The 18,731-nt window shown below is 70.9% G+C and carries 13 protein-coding genes; 9 read left to right on the plus strand and 4 right to left on the minus strand.

Going from position 1 to position 18,731, the window contains the following annotated elements; genetic code table 11:
- Positions 1 to 69: 69 nt before the first annotated feature.
- From AB0F40_RS01835 to AB0F40_RS01845, 3 genes are all read left to right on the plus strand, one after another.
- Entirely contained in the window at positions 70 to 516 is a 447-nt protein-coding gene (locus AB0F40_RS01835; protein ID WP_357463251.1) for a hypothetical protein, read from the plus strand.
- 119 nt (positions 517 to 635) lie between these two features.
- Positions 636 to 1,106 (plus strand): transcriptional regulator NrdR, encoded by a 471-nt coding sequence (nrdR, locus tag AB0F40_RS01840; protein WP_357463254.1) that lies wholly within the window; start codon positions 636 to 638, stop codon positions 1,104 to 1,106.
- 149 nt (positions 1,107 to 1,255) lie between these two features.
- Positions 1,256 to 1,489, plus strand: coding sequence for a DUF5302 domain-containing protein (locus tag AB0F40_RS01845; protein ID WP_357463258.1), 234 nt, complete (start codon positions 1,256 to 1,258; stop codon positions 1,487 to 1,489).
- Positions 1,490 to 1,681: 192 nt separating this feature from the next.
- On the opposite strand, the gene AB0F40_RS01850 is transcribed toward AB0F40_RS01845, so the two are convergent.
- Together AB0F40_RS01850 and AB0F40_RS01855 are read right to left on the minus strand one after the other, a co-directional pair.
- Positions 1,682 to 1,939, minus strand: coding sequence for a hypothetical protein (locus AB0F40_RS01850; protein ID WP_357463261.1), 258 nt, complete (start codon positions 1,937 to 1,939; stop codon positions 1,682 to 1,684).
- Positions 1,940 to 2,098: 159 nt separating this feature from the next.
- Entirely contained in the window at positions 2,099 to 2,959 is an 861-nt protein-coding gene (locus tag AB0F40_RS01855; protein ID WP_357463264.1) for a helix-turn-helix transcriptional regulator, read from the minus strand.
- A gap of 181 nt (positions 2,960 to 3,140) precedes the next feature.
- On the opposite strand from AB0F40_RS01855, the gene AB0F40_RS01860 reads away from it, so the two are divergent.
- A complete protein-coding gene (locus AB0F40_RS01860) occupies positions 3,141 to 3,920 on the plus strand; it encodes an SDR family NAD(P)-dependent oxidoreductase (protein WP_357463267.1) in 780 nt (259 codons plus the stop codon).
- A gap of 114 nt (positions 3,921 to 4,034) precedes the next feature.
- Here AB0F40_RS01860 and AB0F40_RS01865 read toward each other — a convergent pair whose 3' ends face one another.
- On the minus strand, positions 4,035 to 5,057 hold the full coding sequence (locus AB0F40_RS01865) for a LacI family DNA-binding transcriptional regulator (protein WP_357463270.1): 1,023 nt from the start codon (positions 5,055 to 5,057) through the stop codon (positions 4,035 to 4,037).
- 186 nt (positions 5,058 to 5,243) lie between these two features.
- On the opposite strand from AB0F40_RS01865, the gene AB0F40_RS01870 reads away from it, so the two are divergent.
- The 4 genes from AB0F40_RS01870 to AB0F40_RS01885 all read left to right on the plus strand — a co-directional run bounded on the left by AB0F40_RS01870 (position 5,244) and on the right by AB0F40_RS01885 (position 10,445).
- Positions 5,244 to 6,548, plus strand: coding sequence for a sugar ABC transporter substrate-binding protein (locus AB0F40_RS01870; RefSeq protein WP_357463273.1), 1,305 nt, complete (start codon positions 5,244 to 5,246; stop codon positions 6,546 to 6,548).
- An 81-nt stretch (positions 6,549 to 6,629) separates the two neighbouring features.
- A complete protein-coding gene (locus AB0F40_RS01875; protein WP_357463276.1) occupies positions 6,630 to 7,577 on the plus strand; it encodes a sugar ABC transporter permease in 948 nt (315 codons plus the stop codon).
- Between the two features lies 1 nt (position 7,578).
- Positions 7,579 to 8,469: a carbohydrate ABC transporter permease gene (locus tag AB0F40_RS01880; protein ID WP_357463279.1), complete on the plus strand. Its 891-nt coding sequence runs from the start codon at positions 7,579 to 7,581 to the stop codon at positions 8,467 to 8,469.
- A 50-nt stretch (positions 8,470 to 8,519) separates the two neighbouring features.
- Positions 8,520 to 10,445, plus strand: coding sequence for a beta-L-arabinofuranosidase domain-containing protein (locus AB0F40_RS01885; protein WP_357463282.1), 1,926 nt, complete (start codon positions 8,520 to 8,522; stop codon positions 10,443 to 10,445).
- An 84-nt stretch (positions 10,446 to 10,529) separates the two neighbouring features.
- Here AB0F40_RS01885 and AB0F40_RS01890 read toward each other — a convergent pair whose 3' ends face one another.
- Entirely contained in the window at positions 10,530 to 13,664 is a 3,135-nt protein-coding gene (locus AB0F40_RS01890; RefSeq protein WP_357463285.1) for a family 43 glycosylhydrolase, read from the minus strand.
- Positions 13,665 to 13,994: 330 nt separating this feature from the next.
- Here AB0F40_RS01890 and AB0F40_RS01895 point away from each other — a divergent pair, with 330 nt between their 5' ends.
- A complete protein-coding gene (locus AB0F40_RS01895) occupies positions 13,995 to 18,722 on the plus strand; it encodes an Ig-like domain-containing protein (protein ID WP_357463288.1) in 4,728 nt (1,575 codons plus the stop codon).
- The last annotated feature ends 9 nt before the right edge of the window (positions 18,723 to 18,731 follow it).

Here is an 18,731-nt window from a genome sequence, read left to right on the forward strand (position 1 = left end):
CAATGGTACGGGCGTTCGACGAACGCTTGTATGAACGACAAGAGCTCAGTCACTCTTCGAGGAGGGGCCATGGGGGACGTGATCCCGCTGCGGCAGTACACCCCGACGTATGGACAGGCGTACGCGCCGTCGTATGGCCGGGCCTATGTACCGGTGTCTCGGCCGACCGTGGTCCCGGCGTACCGGCCGGCCCGGGAACGCACGATCGCCGACCGGCTCGGGCTGTCCGGTCTGCGGCTCACCCGGCGCGGCCGGGTGACGCTCGTGCTGCTGGCCATGCTCCTGCTCGCGCCGATGATCACCTGGGGCGCGACGGCGGTCGCCAGCTCACCGGGCGAGCCGACGGAGGTGCGGGTGCACGCGGTGCAGCCGGGGGAGACGCTCTGGGGCTTCGCCCAGGAGATCGCGGAGCCCGGCGAGGACGTCCGGCACGCCGTCGGGCGGCTCCAGGAGCTGAACCAGATGTCGTCGGGCTCTCTGGGGGTCGGGGAGCTGTTGCTCCTTCCCAAGGAGTGACGAGAGACCACAATTCGCCGTCAAATGGCGCGGCGATGTTGCATGGGGGTGGTTTGCCCGCTTACGGTCGGGGCGCGACCGGAGGCCTCCGGTCGGTGGTCGACCACGCAGGAGTGAGCATGCACTGCCCGTTCTGTCGCCATGCTGACTCGCGCGTGGTGGACTCGCGGACCGCCGACGACGGCCTGTCGATCCGGCGCCGGCGCCAGTGCCCCAACTGCAACCGGCGGTTCACCACCGTCGAGACCGCGAGCCTGTCCGTGGTCAAGCGTTCCGGCGCCACCGAACCGTTCAGCCGCGACAAGGTCGCCGCGGGTGTGCGCAAGGCGTGCCAAGGGCGTCCGGTGAGCGACGACGACCTCGCGATCCTGGCCCAGCGCGTCGAGGAGACCCTGCGGAGCAACGGCAGCGCGGAGATCGACGCGTACGAGGTGGGCCTTGCGATCCTTGGCCCGCTGCGCGAGCTCGACGAGGTGGCCTACCTCCGGTTCGCGAGCGTCTACCAGTCGTTCGACTCGCTCGAGGACTTCGAGAGCGCCATCACCTCGCTGCGCGCGGAACGTGCCGAGCGGGCGGCCGCGCAGGCCTGAGGGCTCGCCCGGAGCCGCCACGGGGCCGGGTATCGGTGGCCGGAAGCTGGACCGTGCCCAAAAATGTTGGCACCTCGTTGTGCCGTAGTGCAGGCTGGGCGACGACGGACCCGATCGAGGGACCCCCGGAACAAGAGGAGGTGATCGGTGTGACGGACGAGAAGCCCAATGCCGAGGCGGCAGAGGTCGAAGCCGAGGGCGTAGAGGAGCCCAAGGCCGCGACAGCGCCGAGCAAGGACGCGAAGGCACGGTTCAAGGAAGCGCTGGACCGCAAGAACGCGGCTCAGCACCGGACCGCCGCCGGCGACGTGAACACCGGTGCGGTGCACGGTTCGGAGACGACCGGCCCTGTGCAGAAGATGTTCCGCCGCAAGTCCGGCTGATCCTCGGTAACGAGGGCCGCCGACCGGGTATCTGACCTGGTCGGCGGCCTTTGTTGCGTTCACCGCCAGCAACGCTCAGGCTCTGTTCCGCCTCACCGAGACCACTGACAGGGGCTGACGGCGCAACTCCGCAGGGTGGCCTGAGACTGAGGTGATCATCATCGGCTGCGCCCGTGCGCCGTGCCGCAGGAGTCAGCCGTGGGCGAGGATCTTGAGGGCGACGACCCCGACGGCGAGTGCCGCGAGCACGCCCAGCGCCAGTATCCGAGCCGGCCAGGTCAGCTTGGTGCGGCGGACGCCGAGCCAGGCGATGAGCACCAGCGAGACGATCAGTGCGCCGACACCGACGCGCAGCGCGGCGGTCACCTCCCACCATCCGCGGGCTGCGGCTGCCAGGGCGAGCAGCGGGACGACGATGGTCAGCAGAGCGCCACGGCTCGTCGCTGTCATGGCGCGGACCTTGGCCCGGTCCGGGAACCGGCCTTGCGCGGCGAGGTGCGCGATGAGCTCCGCGAGCCAGGCGGCCGCGACGGTGCCGACGGCGGTGATGGTCAGTGATCCCGCGGCAGTCCCGGCGGTGAGGCCGTGCGCGTGAGCGTGCAGCGTGAGTCATCGACCGTGTCTTCCGTCAGCGGTTCGCAGGGCGGGATCTGCCGTATAGGAAGCGAGGAGCGCTAGCTTGTCGGCGCTGTCGGTTCCGACGTCCGGGTGGTAGATCGCGAGAACGAGCGCGTGGGCAGTGTCGCTGATGATGAGTTTCTCGCGGTTGAGGGTGAGCGTGCCGACGGTGGGATGGTTCATGGTGATGGGCCAGCTCTGCCGAGCTTGGACGTCGTGTTGCGCCCAGAGGGTGCGGAAGTGGTCGCTGGCGAGGGAGAGCTCGCCGACGAGATCGATGAACCGGATGTCGTTCGTGTCTGTCCCGACCGAGCGGCGGAAGCCGGCGACCAGCCGAGCAGTGGTGTCGTCCCAGTCGGGATACAGAGCCTGTTCGTCGGGATCGAGGAACACGTCGCGCAGGCGGTTCTGGCCCGCGACGATCCGGGGTGAGAGTGCCGTGGCGAGCGGGTTCGCGGCGAGGACGTCGAGATAGCGGCCTTCGACGAATGCCGGTAGATGCAGGATCGCCAGCATCTTGCTGATGCCTTCGGGGACCTTCTCCGGCGGCGGCCGTCGCCGTGAGCGCGGAGGGGGCTGTTCGTTGAGGGAGAGCAGGTACGCGGTACCAGTTGCGTCGAGGCCGAACACCCGGGCGAGGGCTTCGAGGATCTGCGCGGAGGGGCGTCGGTCGCGGCCTTGTTCGAGGCGGAGGTAGTAGTCCGAGCTGATCCCCGCCAGAAGGGATACCTCAGATCGGCGCAGGCCGGGCACGCGTCGGTTGTTCCCCGGGGCCAGGCCAACCTGTTCGGGACGGACGCGCGCGCGTTGCGCCCGAAGGTAGTCACCGAGCAAGTTCTCCTTGGGGGCCATGTTCGCGATTTTAGGCCGCTGAGGCGGCCTCGATGGTGGTCCTGCGGGGACCACTGTCGCGCGGGTATACCCACGAAGACGCCGCGGGAGTCACCGTTGGTCACGGCGCAGCGACCAGAACGGGGCGAGCGCATCTCGTGTCGCGTGAGCGGCCGGCGAACAAGACAGAGGAGAACGAACCATGAGCGGACTGGCTGTCGTGACGGGTGCATCGTCCGGGATCGGTCAGGAGTACGCCCGTCGTCTGGCGTCGCAGGGTACCGACCTGATCGCGGTGGGCCGTCGGCAGGCGCGGCTCGATGAGCTGGTGACAGAGTTCCCGGAGGTGACTGTGCGGACCGTCGCTGCGGACCTGTCCACGCGGGAGGGCGTCGCGAAGGTCGTCGCCGCGATCAGGGATCAGCCGGTGACGATTCTGGTCAACAACGCTGGCGTGGCGCACTACAAGCCGTTCGTCGAACTGCCCGAGGAGCAGGCGGCGGAACTCGTCGGGGTAAAGGTGGCCGCACCGACCCTGCTCACTCGGGCGGTCGCACCGGGCATGGTCGAGCGCGGGGCCGGTCAGATCGTGAACGTCGCCGGCATGATCGCTTTCAGCGGTCCGGCGAGCTTGGAACAGGTGCCGCTGCCTCGGGCGGTGTACACCGCAGGCCTGGCCTACGCGGTGGCCCTGTCGCAGACGCTGCACGCCGAGCTGTCCCCGGCCGGCGTGAACGTGCAGGTGCTGTGCCCGGGTGTCGTCGCGACAGAGTTTCACGAGCGGCAGGGCATGGACGTCTCCGCTGTTCCGCGGATGAGCGCGGCCGACGTCGTCACGGCGAGCCTTCGTGGAATGGAGCTCGGCGAACTCGTCACCGCTCCCGGTGTCGAGCGGGACGGCCTGTTGCAGGACGTGTTCACCGCAGACCTCGCCGCCTTCAGCGCGCAGTCGCCCGAACTGGCGGCTCGCTACAGGTCCTGAACGACAGGCCGCTGACCTGGTGAACGGAGACGGGGCAGCCCGCCCAGCTGCCCCGACGGCGTAGGCGTCCACGTACCCGCGGCGGGCGGGAGCGGCACGCCGTCGAGTCCCGGGTCAGGGCACAGGGACCGACGACTCCCGCGTCACGATGCGGCAGGGCAGCTCCTCGATACCGGAGGCGGCCCGGCCCTCGATCGCCTCGAACAGCCGCCGCGCGGCGATCCGCCCCACCTGCTCCAGGTTCATGTCGACGCTCGTGAGCTGCGGCCGGGTGTTCGTCGTCAGCACGGCCCAGTTGTCGAACCCGATGACCGAGATGTCGCGAGGAACGTCCTTGCCGGACTCGCGCAGCGAGTCCAGCACGCCCCTGGCGATCTGGTCGCTGCCGCAGAAGAAGCCGTCCACGTCCGGGTACTGGTCGAGGATCATGCTGGCCACCCCGCGCCCCCAGCCCTCGCTCCACGACCCGAAGAAGGTGCGCCCGCCCACGAGCTCCAGCCCGGCCTCCTTGATCGCGCGCTCCGCGCCCCGCGACCGGTCCTGGGCGGCCGCGTAGGAGGCGTCACCTGTCACATGTGCGATCCGGCGGCGCCCGCACGCGAGCAGGTGGTCGATCGCGAGACCGCCCGCCTCGACGTTGTCGGCGGTGATGGAGATGTCGGCCGGGTTCTCCGACGGCGCGTACGCGTAGACGACCGGCACGGGCAGGTCGCCCGTCAGGGGCGGCCGGGGGTCGGTCCGCGAGCCGACGACGATCAGCCCTTCGACGCGGCGCGACAGCAGCGCGCGGATGTGGTGCTGCTCCCGGATCGCGTCGCCCCGCGCGTCGCACAGGAACACCGACACCTGACCGGCGCCGAAGGCGTCCTCTGCGCCCATCAGCACGGGGATCGAGAAGCGGCCCTCCAGGTCGGACGTGAGCAGCCCCACGGTGCCGGTCCGGCCCTGGAGCAGCCCCCGTGCCACCGCGTTCGGGGCGAACGAGAGCTGCTCGGCGGCCTCCAGCACCCGGGTGCGGGTCTCGGCGCGGACCTGGGCGCGACCGTTGATGGCCTTGGAGGCGGTGGCGATCGAGACCCCGGCCAAGCGGGCGACGTCGGTCAGTGTGGCGGTGCGCGGGGTCTCGGCCGAGGCCATGGATTCCTCCTGGAGAGTCGATGCCGAACCTTACCGAAAAGGTGTAACACAACAGTGGCGAAGGTTCGTCCTTGACGTCGTGTGGCGCCCAGTCTACTGTCACAGAAAGCCTTTTCGGACGGTTTCGGCACGGAGCGCCCCCGCTCACCGACCGGCCGAGTGACGACGAAGTCAAGGAGACGGATGATGGCAACCCACCGCAGGGCGAGCGTGAGGCTCGTCGCCTCCTTCCTCGCAGCAGGGCTCGCGAGCACGGCGCTCGCTGCCTGCAGCGCGTCGGACGGGGACGGCGGTACGCAGGAGGCGGAGGTCACGGCCGAGGGCGTCGACGACGGCACGGAGCTCACGCTCTGGACCAGGGCCCCGCTGGAGCAGCAGGCGAACCTGCTCGTCGAGGCGTACAACGCGTCGCACGAGAACCAGGTCGAGCTCACGGTCGTGCCGAACGACGACTACGTGGCGAAGGTGGGCGCGGCCGCGGGCAGCGACAGCCTGCCCGACCTCTTCGCCGCCGACATCGTGTACGTGCCCAACTGGGTGCAGCAGGGCCTCTTCGCCGACGTGACCGACGCCGTCGCCGAGCTTGACCAGGCCGACCAGATCAACAAGGGCCACCTCGAAGGAGGCACGCTGGACGGCCGGCAGCACGTCCTGCCGTTCGTCCTCGACGTATCGGTCATGTTCTACAACAAGGACCTCTACGAGCAGGCCGGCCTCGACCCCGAGCAGGGGCCGACGACGCTGGCCGAGTTCAGCGACCAGGCCAAGGCGGTCGACGAGCTCGGCGGCGACGTGTCCGGTACCTACTTCGGCGGCAACTGCGGCGGCTGCCTCGTCTTCACCTGGTTCCCCCAGGTCTGGGCCGGGGGAGAGGACGTGATGAACGCCGAGGGTACCGAGTCGCTGCTCGCCGGTGACACCGCGCAGGAGGTGTACGGGGTCTGGCAGGACCTCGTGCAGTCGGGCGCCGTGGGCGAGGGCTCCAAGGAGGAGACCGGCGCCACGTGGACCGGCCCGTTCCTCGAGGGCGAGGTCGGCGTGATGCCGTTCCCCGCCACCATGCTCGCCACGGCGGACGAGGCGCTCGGCGAGGTGGGTGTCGCGCCCATCCCTGGGCCCGACGGCGGTGCGTCCACGTTCGTGGGCGGCGACGGCCTCGGCATCTCCAAGGACTCCGAGAACGCCGACCAGGCCTGGAACTTCATGTCCTGGCTCATGTCGGAGGAGGCGCAGGTCGAGGTGCTGGCGAAGAACGGCGACGTCGTCTCGCGGGCCGACCTGGTCGAGAACGAGTACTCCACCAAGGACCCGCGGGTCCTCGCCGTCAACGAGATCGCCGCACAGGGCCGCACTCCCCTCGCGATCAACTTCCAGCAGGCGTTCAACGCCCCGGGCAGCCCGTGGGTGACGATGGTCCGCAACGAGGTGTTCGGCGAGGGCGGGTCCGTGGAGACGGACAACGAGGAGATCACAGCGGTGCTGGCGCAGTAGCCGCCCGCAGACGTCCGTCCGCGTGGTCCCGCCGCCGGGAGACGGCGGGACCACGCACCGAAGTGAACGAGGAGCCACCCCGTGCCCGCGAACCTCTCAGTCCGCCCGCCCGTCAGACCCGCCGGCCGCACCAGACCCGCCCTCGCCGCCGCCGCACGGCGCCGGGCGCTACGCGGCTGGGGCTACGCGGCGCCGACCGCCCTGCTCGTGATCGGCCTGTTCGTCCTCCCCGTCCTGCTCGTCGGCCAGATGTCGGTCTCCGACTGGCCGCTGCTGTCCGGCAACCAGGGGATCAACGCACCACAGAACTACGTGGACGCCGTCGGGCACCGGTACTTCTGGGATTCCGTGGTCTTCACCGTGAAGTACACCGTGATCGCCACCGTGCTGCTCATCGGTCTCGGCCTGGGGTTCGCGCTCCTCGTGCAGGAGTCGAGCCGCTGGACGGCGGTCCTGCGCACGTCGATCCTGGTACCCAGCGCACTCGGTCTGGCGTCCGCCTCGCTGCTCTTCTACGCGCTGTACTCGCCTCAGGTCGGCCCGCTCTCCCCGCTCCTGCGGAGCCTCGGCCTCGCCGACGGCCCGGTGACGTTCCTCGGGACGCCGGACAGTGCGCTCTGGTCGACGGTGTTCCTCGTGGTCTGGCGGTTCGCCGGGTTCTACATGCTGCTGCTCATGGTGGGGCTCCAGGGCATCCCGCACGAGGTGCTCGAGGCCGCCCGGATGGACGGCGCGAACCGCTGGCAGACCTTCGTGAGCGTGACGCTCCCGCTGCTGCGTCCCTCGCTGGCCCTGTGCACGGTCCTGTGTGTCACGGGCTCGCTCCTCGCATTCGACCAGTTCTACATCCTGACCAAGGGCGGACCGGACAACAGCACGCTCACGGTCGTCCAGCTCATCTACAACGTGGCCTTCCAGGGCCAGAACGACCTCGGCGTCGCCGCCGCGCTGTCGATCGTCGTCCTGGTCGTGCTCGTCGTCGTGAACGTGGCCCAGCTGCGCGCCATGCGTACCGGCCAGGAGGACTGACATGACCATGACCGCACCCGCACCGACCCCTGCTCGCCCGCGGCTCCGTCAGGTGCGCGCCCCGCGGGCCCGCCTCGCCGGGATCGCGCTGCGGACCCCGTACTGGGTCCTCACCGGAGCGCTCGCGATCGTCTTCATCTTCCCGCTGGTCTGGGCCGGGGTGGCGTCCGTGGCACCGCAGCCCGGCAGCAGTCAGGTCGACGGCTGGGGCTTCGGCAACTACGTCACCCTCATGGAGTACCAGGCCGGGCTGCCCCGGTACCTGCTCAACTCCACGCTCGTGTCGGGCCTGACCGTGCTCTTCACGCTGACGGCCTCGGTGCTGGGCGGCTACGCGTTCTCCCGCTTCCGGTTCCCTGGCCGGGACGTGCTCTTCCTGCTGACGCTCGCGATCCTGATGGTCCCGTACGCGACCCTGCTCATCCCCCTCTACGTGATGCTGAACGCGGTCGGGCTGCAGAACACACTGGTCGGCCTGTCACTCGTGCTCACGGTGTTCCAGCTGCCGTTCGCGACGTTCATGATGCGGATCTCGTTCGACGCGGTGCCGCGCGAGCTCGACGAGGCGGCGCTCGTGGACGGCTGCTCGTCGTTCCGTGCCCTGCGCACCGTGCTGCTGCCCGCGGTCAAGCCGGGGGTCATCACGGTCGGTCTGTTCGCGTTCCTGGCGGCCTGGAACGACTTCGTCGCGCCGCTGATCCTCATCTCGGACTCCGACAAGATCCCGCTCCCGCTGGCCGTCGCGAACCTCCGGGCCCAGGTCATGGGGATCGTGGACTACGGAGCCACGGAGGCGGGCGTCGTCGTGATGGCCCTGCCGTGTGTCGTGCTGTTCCTCCTGCTCCAGCGGCACTACGTCCGCGGATTCATGTCCGGGGCGCTCAAGGGCTGACCGCCCTGTGCCCCTCACCTCGCTCGTCCACCCTTCTCGGAGGTCTCCGCATGCTCTTTCCGACCGGGCACCATGGCGCCGCCACCCCCGCGCCCGTCGTGCCCTCGACCGGGCGGTTCCAGCCGCTCGGCCTCGACCAGGTCCGCATCACGGGCGGCCAGTGGGCACGCCGTCAGGAGGTGAACGCCTCGGCCACGCTCACGCACATCGAGCATTGGCTGGAGCGCGAGGGCTGGCTCGGCAACTTCGACCTCGCGGTGGCCGGTGGTTTGCCGGGCGGCCGGCGCGGCCGGGAGTTCAGCGACTCGGAGGTGTACAAGCTCCTCGAGGCCATGGCCTGGGAGCTCGGCCGGCGGCCCGACGGCGACCTCGAGCACCGGTTCGGCGCGATAGTGCGGCGGGTGGCGGCCGCCCAGGAACCGGACGGGTACGTCGGCACGCGGTTCGGCCGGCCCGGACAGCAGCCGCGGTACTCGGACCTGGAGTGGGGTCACGAGCTCTACTGCCAGGGCCACCTCTACCAGGCCGCCGCCGCGCGGGCTCGTACCGGCCGGCCCGGCGACCTCCTGGTCGAGGTCGCCCGGCGCAGCGCCGACCACGTGTGCGCGGCGTTCGGGCCGGACGGCAACCAGGGCGTCTGCGGGCACGCGGAGGTCGAGGTCGGCCTGGCCGAGCTCGGGCGAGCCCTCGGTGAGCCGCGCTACCTCGCGCAGGCCGCGCTGTTCGTCGACCGGCGCGGGCACGGGGTGCTCGCCGACATCGAGTTCGGCCGGTCGTACTACCAGGACGACGTGCCGGTGCGGGACGCCGAGGTCTTCCACGGCCACGCCGTGCGGGCCAACTACCTGGCCGCCGGCGCGGTCGACGTCGCGGTCGAGCTCGGCGACGAGAAGTTGCTCGACGCCGTCGCGGGCCAGTGGGCGCGTACCCAGGCGCGCCGGACCTATCTGACCGGCGGGCAGGGGTCGCACCACCAGGACGAGGCGTTCGGCGACGACTGGGTGCTGCCCCCGGACCGCGCGTACTCCGAGACGTGCGCGAGCGTCGGCTCGGTCATGGTGTCGTGGCGGCTGTTGCTCGCGCGCGGCGGCGCCCAGTACGCCGACGCGATCGAGCGTGCGCTGACCAACGTGGTGGCCACCTCGCCGGCCGCCGACGGGCGGTCCTTCTTCTACGCGAACAGCCTGCACCAGCGCGTCCCGGCCGAGCACGTCGCCACGGACGAGGTCAGCAAGCGCGCCGAGGCGTCCCTGCGGGCGCCGTGGTTCGAGGTCTCCTGCTGCCCGCCCAACGTGGCGCGCACCTTCGCGAGCGTCGCCGCCTACGTCGCGACGGTCGACGACGGCGGGGTACAGCTCCACCAGTACGCACCGGCCGAGATCCGGGCGGCGCTCCCGTCCGGTGAGCCGGTGGCGCTCGACGTCGTGACCAGCTATCCGGACGACGGCCACGTCGAGGTGCACGTCGTGGGCGCGCCGGCGGGTGACTGGACGCTCACCCTCCGGGTGCCATCGTGGTCGTCGTCGGCCCGGGTGCGGGTGGACGGCGCGCCGGCCCGTGAGGTGGGCCCCGGCGCCGTCGAGGTGCCCGGCCCGCGTGCGGGTGGTGTGGTGACGCTGGACCTCGACGCCGCCCCGCGGTTCGTCGTGCCCGACCCGCACATCGACGCGGTCCGTGGCTGCGTGGCGGTGCAGCGTGGCCCCGAGGTGCTGTGCCTCGAGTCGGTCGACCTGGGGGAGGGCACCCGAGTGGACGACATCGTGGTGGATACCGCTGTCCCGCCCTGGGAGGTCGACGGAACGGTGTACGTCCGCGCCGGCACCCTGGGCGCGAGCGGCGGCGGATGGCCCTACACGACGACGGACGACGTCGTCCCCCGACCGCGGCCGGAGCTGCGCGACGTGGCTCTCGTCCGGTACCACGACTGGGCCAACCGCGGCCCGGCCACGATGCGGGTCTGGCTCCCTGTGCTCTGACCCCCGACACGGGTGGTCGGTAGAACGTCAGGAGATCGGCAACCCGAGTTGCCGATCTCCTGACGTCTTACCGACCACATCGGGCTAGCAGGCCACCCCCACGTAGGGAGCCGTGACGTCCCGGGTCACCACGTCGCCGTCGACCTCTCCGGTGACCCGGACGGTGACGCTGTCATCCTCGACCTGCCCAGCGCGGGTCGCGAAGGACTGGTACGCGGCCTGTCCTGGCGCGACGGTCGTGACCTCGCGCGTGCCGTACGGTGTGCCGATCCGGACGTCCACCGGGCCGTCGTGCTCGTTCACCGCGCGCACGGCGAGGGTGGCGCTGCCGGCCAGGCAGCGTGCCTCGGCGGTGACCGTCACCGCCGGGTCGGCGGGTTCGCCGGCACCCGGGTCGTCGGCGATCACCCGCCACTCGGTCGCGGCGACGGCGGAGAAGCTTGTCCCGTCGCCGTTCGCGTGGATCGTCGCCCGCAGGCGTGAGGTCGTGACCGGCCCGAACGTCATGCGGTTGAGCTGGTCCGTGCTCGTGCCGGCCGGTGACGGATCGGGCATGGGTGCCCAGTCCTGCGCCGCCTCGTCCCAGTACGACAGCTCCCAGGAGTCCGGTGGGGCGACGCCCGCGCCCGTGCCCTGCGGCTGGTCGGCCCAGAACTTGATCTCCGCGGCGGTCAGCCTGATCGGCCGCGGCCAGGTGTACTCGGCCCACTGGGTCGCCGGGTTGCTGCCCGACCACGTGCCCCAGAGCTGTGCCTGCGGCGGGCTCGCCGGGTCCAGCTCGTCGTTGAGCGCGAGCACCGAGTTCCAGCCGGCCGTGTACGACGCCGTCGGGGTGGCCAGCGGCGCGACGTTGCCGGTCAGCGGCCCGCTCAGGTCGGCGGGGATCGTGATCGTCCGGGCGGGCTCCGTGTTGCCCGCGCGGTCCACGGACCGGTAGCGCACGTCGTGGCGGTCGGTGTCCCCGGCGGGCACCGGCCCCTCGTACGGTTCGAACGCGCCGCCGTCCACCGCCACCTCGATGTGCGCGACGCCGGAGGTAGCGTCCGTGGCGGTGACCGAGACGGTGCGGGCCCGCGCGTCGAGGGCCGCCGTGCTCCGCGGGGCGGTGGCGTCGATACGAACGTCCAGCTCGGCCGGCGGTGACACGTTGCCCGCGCGGTCGGCGGCCGTCGCCGTGACGGTGTGCTCACCGTCGCCGGAGACCTCGACGTCGGTGTACCGGACGTGGTCGGTGACGACCGGGTCGGCGCCGTCGACCGAGGTCGTCAGGACCACCCGGCCACCGCCGTCGTCGGTACCCGCTACCCGGGCGCGCACCGCTGAGCGGAACCAGCCGCCGGTGCCTGCGCTGCCGATCGGGGTGACGGTCACCTCCGGGGCTGTCTCGTCGCCGGAGGTGTCCGACGGGTCGACGACGGTCACGGTGGCCCTGACGCGGTCCGCGGCGTAGCCGAGCACCGAGCCCTCCACGGTCAGCTCGCCCGGCTGAGCGACGTCCTGCGCGGTCAGCGCGTCCCAGTAGGCAGGCACCTGGAGGGTGTGGTCGCCCGGATACGTGGCGGTGACCGTGCCCGGCAGCTCCGTCTCGCCCACCTCGACGGTCATCCGCCCGGGTGCCACGGCCTCGGCCTGCTCGGCCAGGACCTTCCACTCCTCGACGGCCACGCCGGAGTAGGTGGAACCGTTGGTGGACGCGTCGAGGACTGCCCGGAGCTGGGTGGTGGTCACCGGGTCGAACGACGTCGGCTGGTAGCCGGCCGTTCCCGTCGGGTAGCCGTCGGCCCCGGACATGTCCGCCCAGGCGCCGTCATCCGAATCCCAGTACTGGATGCGCCACGACGCCGGCGCCGCCACCCCGACGCCCGAGCCCTGCGGCTGGTCGTTCCAGAACTCGATCTGCGACCCGGACACCCGGACCGGCTGGTCCCAGGTGTACTGGACCCACTGCTGCCGCGGGTTGTTCCCCGTCCACGTGCCCCACATGTCCGGCGGCAGCGGGTTGGGGCGCACGATCTCGTCGTTGAGCGCCTTGGCCCAGTACTGCGTCGGGACCGGGTCGTTGGACACAGTGACGCGTGCCTCCTGCGCGATGTTCGCCCGGGGCGTGCGGTCGGGCTGCTTCGGCGGAGTGGTCGTCACCGGGAGCATCCGCGGCGGGTCCTGCGTGTCGTCCCACTCGATGCGGTCGATCGCCACCGAGCGCCGGAAGTGGTTGCCCCCCTCGGCGTCGGCCGTGTGATAGGCGATCCACCACTGACCGTTCAGCTCGACGATGCCGGGGTGGCTCGTCGTCGACGAGACCGGCGGGAGGACGGTGCCCCGGTAGGTCCACGGCCCTTCGGCCGACGGCGCCGTCGCGTACGCGATGCACGCGTGGTAGTTCGCGGGCGTGCACCGGCTGGTGGGGCCCGCGTCGTTGCCCGCGTACGCCAGGTAGTAGGTGCCGTCGCGCTCGAAGAGCCAGGGGGCCTCGAAGAACCCGGTAAGCCCGGTGACGGACCGGACGTCACCGACCGGCGTCCGCATGTCCTGCGCCAGCTCGACCTGGCGCAGGTTGCCGAAGCTGCCCCAGTACATGTGCACGCGGGCCTCGGCGCCGTCGCCGTCCACCAGCACGGTCGGGTCGATGTTGTGGATGGTGTTGGGCGTGGGGAGCCGCTGGGAGACGATCGGTCCGCCCGCGTGGTCGGTCCAGGGCCCGGTGGGCGAGTCCGACACCGCCACGCCGATGCCGAACTTGTCGCCCGCCGGGCTGTCCGCCTCGTGCACGGGGACGTACCAGTAGTACCGGCCGTCGACGCCCTGCTGGACCTCGCCCGCGTAGGCGCGCCCGGGAGTCGCCCACGAGAAGACGTCCTCCGGCCGCATCAGCGACGGGTGGTGCGTCCACTCGCCGGCCTCGACGTCGGAGGTCACGAACGCGCCCCACTCGTTCATGATGAAGTCGTTGCGCGTGGGCCCCGCCTCGTCGTGACCCGTATAGACGTAGAGCCTGTCGGCCCCGGTGCTGTTGCCGGGCGCTCCGGCGGGGACCACCACCGGGGCGGGGTCCGCCGAGTAGTAGCTTCCGTCGGCAAGGATCGGGTTCTGCGTGCTGGTGAAGCGAGTGGGATCGGCGGCCTGGGCCGCCGTCGGCACGGCCGCCGCGGTGAGTCCGGCGGCGAGCAGCGCCGCGACGGCGCCCGCCGCGGCCGGTCTTCTCGTTCTGATCTGTCTCATGCGTGTTCTCCAGTCGTGGCACCTCGTCGTGGCACTGCCGCACTGACGCGCCGACCCTGTCACAGGCCGACGTCATCAACAATGGATTTCGGTAGTTTTCGGCACGCTCCCAGGCCGCCTGGGCGAACTTGGACCGAAAACACCGAAAACCATTGCCGGAAATCTCGACGGGTGCTTCACTGGTCGGCGCCGGGCCCCTCGATGGCGAGCGGGCCGGCGGAACCACCTGGCGGACACGGAGCCGGGGTGGGGAGCGCAGCGATGCGCGGCCTCCGCCCGAGCGGCGCGCCGTCCGTCCGACTGCCTGGTCGTCGACGGAGAGGACATGTGATGTCGGCACGAACACGAAGGGGCGCGGTCGCAGCCACCGCGGTGGCTGCGATGGTCGCCTGCGGGAGCGTGGCGTTGCTGCCACCGGCTGCTCACGCGGCGTCGCAGGTGCTGCCCGGGAACGAGGGCGACGTCGGCGTCTACACCGACGGGCTCACGGACTCGCTGGACATCGGAGACCCGGTGTACCGCAACCTCGACGTGGTCGAGGCCGCTCTCGACCCCGGTGTCCCGTACACCGCCGACAGCATGTACCGGTCGATCTTCGACGCGGACGTCGCCGCGGGCGGTGCCGACTTCTACCTCGACCGCGTGCTGGGCGTGAGCGGGACGACGGGGAACTCCGTGCTCCAGACCCGGGGCCGCACGCTCTACCTGCGCGGTGGGTCGAGCTGGAACACGATGGGTTTCGCGGGCAACGCCTTCGCCGGCGGGCCGAACAACCTCGGGGACTTCTACACGATCACCGTGCCCGGGCAGACCGTCAGCGAGGAGGGCGACGCCCGGTTCAACGCACCCAGCCACGCCAAGGCGCGGTACTCGATCGGCTCGACCGGGGTGACCGCCGACCTGCGCAAGCTCATCACCCATGACAACACCGCCCTGTCCGCCGTCACCTTCACCAACCCGGGCAGCAGCGACGTCACCTTCACCGTGCGTGCCGCGTCGCCGGTCGCACGCGCCGCCGGGGACGCGGACGACGAGCTGACCGGCACGCGCACCCTGACCAGCGGTGCGAACAACGGGCTGGTCGACACGCCGTGGTCTACCGTCACCGTCGGCCTGAAGGCCGAGGGCTTCACGCGCAGCGGCACCTCGCTCGACCGGGAGGTCACCGTCCCGGCGGGCGGGTCCGTCGACCTGTCGGTCGTCGGCGCCCTGTACTCCGCCGCCCTGCCCGACGGCGAGGGTCAGCTGCGCGACTACGCGGCCATGGAGCCCGACGCGGCGTTCCGGGCCGGGGTGACCGCCTTCAACGAGCGGTGGGCTGCCGACATCCCGTACGTCGACGTGCCCGACCCGGCCATCGAGAAGGCGATCGTCTACCGCTGGTGGGGCGAGCGGTACAACAGCCTGGACGCGAACGAGCCGGGCTACGTGTACCAGTACCCGACCACCATCGAGGGCGTGCACCTGTACCAGAACTCGGTGGTGCTCACGCAGCCGATGCATCTGCAGGACACCAAGTGGATCCGCAACCCGTACCTCGCGTACGGCCAGGTCCTGAACGTCGGTGAGCTGTCCGGGTCGTCCGCCTTCCTCGACAGCCCCGGGCACACGAGCTGGAACAACCACTACTCCCAGTACCTCGGCACTGCGGGGCTGGAGGCGTACAACGTGCACGGTGGCGGCCCCGACGTCGCCGAGCGGTTCGCCCACTACTTCGAGCAGGACGGCGTGGGCCAGCTCGAGCACTACGACGGCAACGACGACGGCCTGATCGCCTACGACACGAACTACATGCCGGGCAACGACTCCGACGCGATCAGCTTCGGCTACCCGAAGGCGAACGCCGGAGCTCCAGGGGCTCGCACGATCGAGCGGCCCGAGTCGGCCTACGTGTGGGGCGCGTTCGACGCGGCCAGCAAGCTCTACGAGATCGCCGGCGCGGACCCCGCCAAGGTCTCCGGCACGGCGGCCGAGGCGGACCGCATCCAGCAGGCGGTGCTGGACCGGCTCTGGAGCGACGAGACGCGGATGTTCCTCGCGGGCACGTCGCACGGGGCGACGTCCGCGGCGGCGTCGGGCGGCAGCGCGAACCCGCTGCCCGAGGCGGAGCGGGACCTGATCCCGGCCAAGGAGTCCAACCTCTACGACGTCTACGCGCAGAACCTCATCCCGGAGGATGAGTGGGAGAAGTACGTCGACGGGTTCCGGTTCCTGCGCTACGGCGACAACTTCCCGATCTTCCCGTTCTACACGGCCAACCAGTACGACCGGGCGAAGTTCGACATCGGTGGTTCCAACAACTTCTCGAACATCAACTTCACGGTCCAGTACCGCGGCGTGCGCTCGGCGCTGCGCCACTACGACCCCGAGCAGCGGTACATCACCCCGGAGTACGCGGCCACGCTGCTCGACTGGATGGCGTGGAGCATCTACCCGAACGGTGACGCGCGCGTGGCGAACCAGGCCGAGTACTACTCGGGCTGGGACGCGGAGACGAAGACCTACAACCGCAACAACCCCAACCACGTGATGCTCGGCAACATGAGCTACATCTTCGTCGAGGACATGGGCGGTCTCCAGCCGCGCTCGGACGACTTGATCGAGCTCTCCCCGATCGACCTCGGCTACGAGCACTTCATGGTGAACAACCTGCGCTACCACGGTCACGACGTGTCGGTCGTCTGGGACCCGGACGGCACGCACTACGGTCTCGGCGCCGGCTACTCGCTCTTCGTCGACGGCGAGCGCAAGGCGTCCGCCGAGAAGATCGGCGCCTTCGTGTACGACCCGGCCGCCAACGAGGTGGTCGAGGCCGACGCGGGCATCGGCGCCGTCGTCGTCGCCGACCAGGGCACCGACCTGCCGACGGCGGTCGACACCCCGATCGAGGACGAGCGTGTCGTGTCGTACCTGAAGACGGCGGGCATCGATCTCACCGAGGAGTCGACGAACCTCGCCGAGGGCGCGACGCTCAGCTCGTCCGCCACCCAGGACGGCGCCCGCCCGACGCCGTGGCGCAACTTCCACACTCCCGGCTACTCCAGCAGCTCGATGAACCACACCCCGGGCGCGATCGCGGCCACCGAACGGCCCGTGTCGCTGGACGCGGTGACCGACGGCGTGACGGCGAACGAGCCCTACTGGGGCAACCACGGGACCGACGGCGACACCGGCTACGTGGAGCTCGACCTCGGCGAGCCGGTCGCGCTGGACAACGTGAAGGTCTGGTTCGTCAGCGACCGGCAGGAGGGCGGGTACGCGCAGCCGCAGCGCTACTCGATCCAGGTTCCGGACGGCCAGGGTGGCTGGACGGCCGTCCCTGAGCAGGCCAAGGCGCCGAAGGTCCCAGGGCCCAAGCTGAACGAGGCACTGTTCCCGACCACCACCACCGACCGCGTCCGGGTCGCCTTCACGAACGCGCCCGGCCGCTGGACGGCGATCTCCGAGATCCAGGCGTTCGACTCCGGCCGGCCGGTGCCTCCGGTGGTCAACGACCCGCCGTCGGTCACCGCGACGTCCGACGACAGCGCGGACGGCAACCTGTCCACGATGCTCGTGGCCACCGCCACCGACGACGGTCTGCCGGACGACGGCGAGCTGACCTACGGCTGGGAGACCGTCTCGGCGCCCGACGGTGCCGGCGTGATCTTCGCCGACGACGCCGCGCTCAGCACCCGGGTGACCGGCACAGCCCCCGGCGAGTACGTGTTCCGCTTCCGCGCGACGGACGGGGAGCACACCACCACCCGGGACGTCACGGTGACGCTCGAGGAACGCGAGACGACCGCCGAGTTCGGGCGGATCGCCACGATCACGACGAGCGGCGCCTCGCCGTGGGAGAACCCGCAGGAGGTCAACGCTGAATCGACGCCGGCGAGCTCGAGCCCCGGAGCGGGCAACGGCTGGGGCACCTGGGGCCAGGCCCAGAACGGCACCAGCCAGGAGCAGGCGGCCTGGATCCGGTACGCGTGGGACGCGCCGGTCCAGGTCAGCTCGACCGACATCTTCTGGTACGACGACACCGGCGGTACCAGGACCCCGCGCGCCGACACGTACGCCGTCGAGTACACGACCGACGGCGAGACCTGGGACCCCGTCACGCTCAAGGACGGGTCCACGTACGGGGACGCGCTCGCCCGGAACGACTACAACCACCTCGCCTTCGAGCCGGTGGAGGCGAGCGCGCTGCGGATCAGAATCTGGGGCGTGCAGGCCGGCGGGGCGGGGACCGGCGTCCTGCGCTGGCGGGTGAACGGCGACACGGTGGACACGGTCGCCAGCCCGGTGGTCATGCGCACCACGACGGGCGTCGTGCCTGAGCTGCCCGCGCAGCTCGACGTCGTCTACTCGGGCGGCAGCCACGGAGCTCTGCCGTTCACCTGGCAGGAGATCACCCCGGCGATGGTCGCCGAGACCAACGTCGAGCCGTTCGTGGTCCATGGCACCAACGCCGAGTACGGCCTGATCGCCGAGGCGCAGGTGTACGTGCGGCCGGAGACCGCGCAGGACGGCATCGCCATCCAGGGCGCGGAGAAGTTCGAGCAGGAGGTCCAGGTGGGGGAGCTGCCGCACCTGCCCACCCGGGTGGCCGTGTCGTACAACGACGGGTCGCGCGACAACCAGGCGATCGGCGTCGTGTGGGACTTCGACGAGGCCGTGGTCCAGGAGCCGGGGGTGCACGTCGTCACCGGCCAGCTCGTCCTGCCCGACTACGTGAGCGAGGCGGGGACCACGCAGACCACCCTCACGCTCACCGTGCTCGGCGACCCCGACGCCGGGCCGGTGGTCACCGCGACCGCGGAACCGCGGTGCCTGGCCGGCCGCGTGACGCTCGCGGTCCGGGCGGTCAACGACGAGGACGGCCCGCTGGACATCACGCTCGCCACGGCGTTCGGCACCAAGGAGACGTCCGGCGTCGAGCCCGGTGCCGCGGCCTACCAGTCGTTCGCCGTCCGCGCCGGCTCGGTCGAGGCGGGAACCGCGACCGTGACAGCGGACGACGGCGCCGGCCGCACCTCCGAGACCAGCGTCGAGTACCCCGCACTCACGTGCGGCTGACGGAAGGGA

This window comes from Promicromonospora sp. NPDC023987, assembly GCF_040639055.1.
Lineage (GTDB): Bacteria > Actinomycetota > Actinomycetes > Actinomycetales > Cellulomonadaceae > Promicromonospora.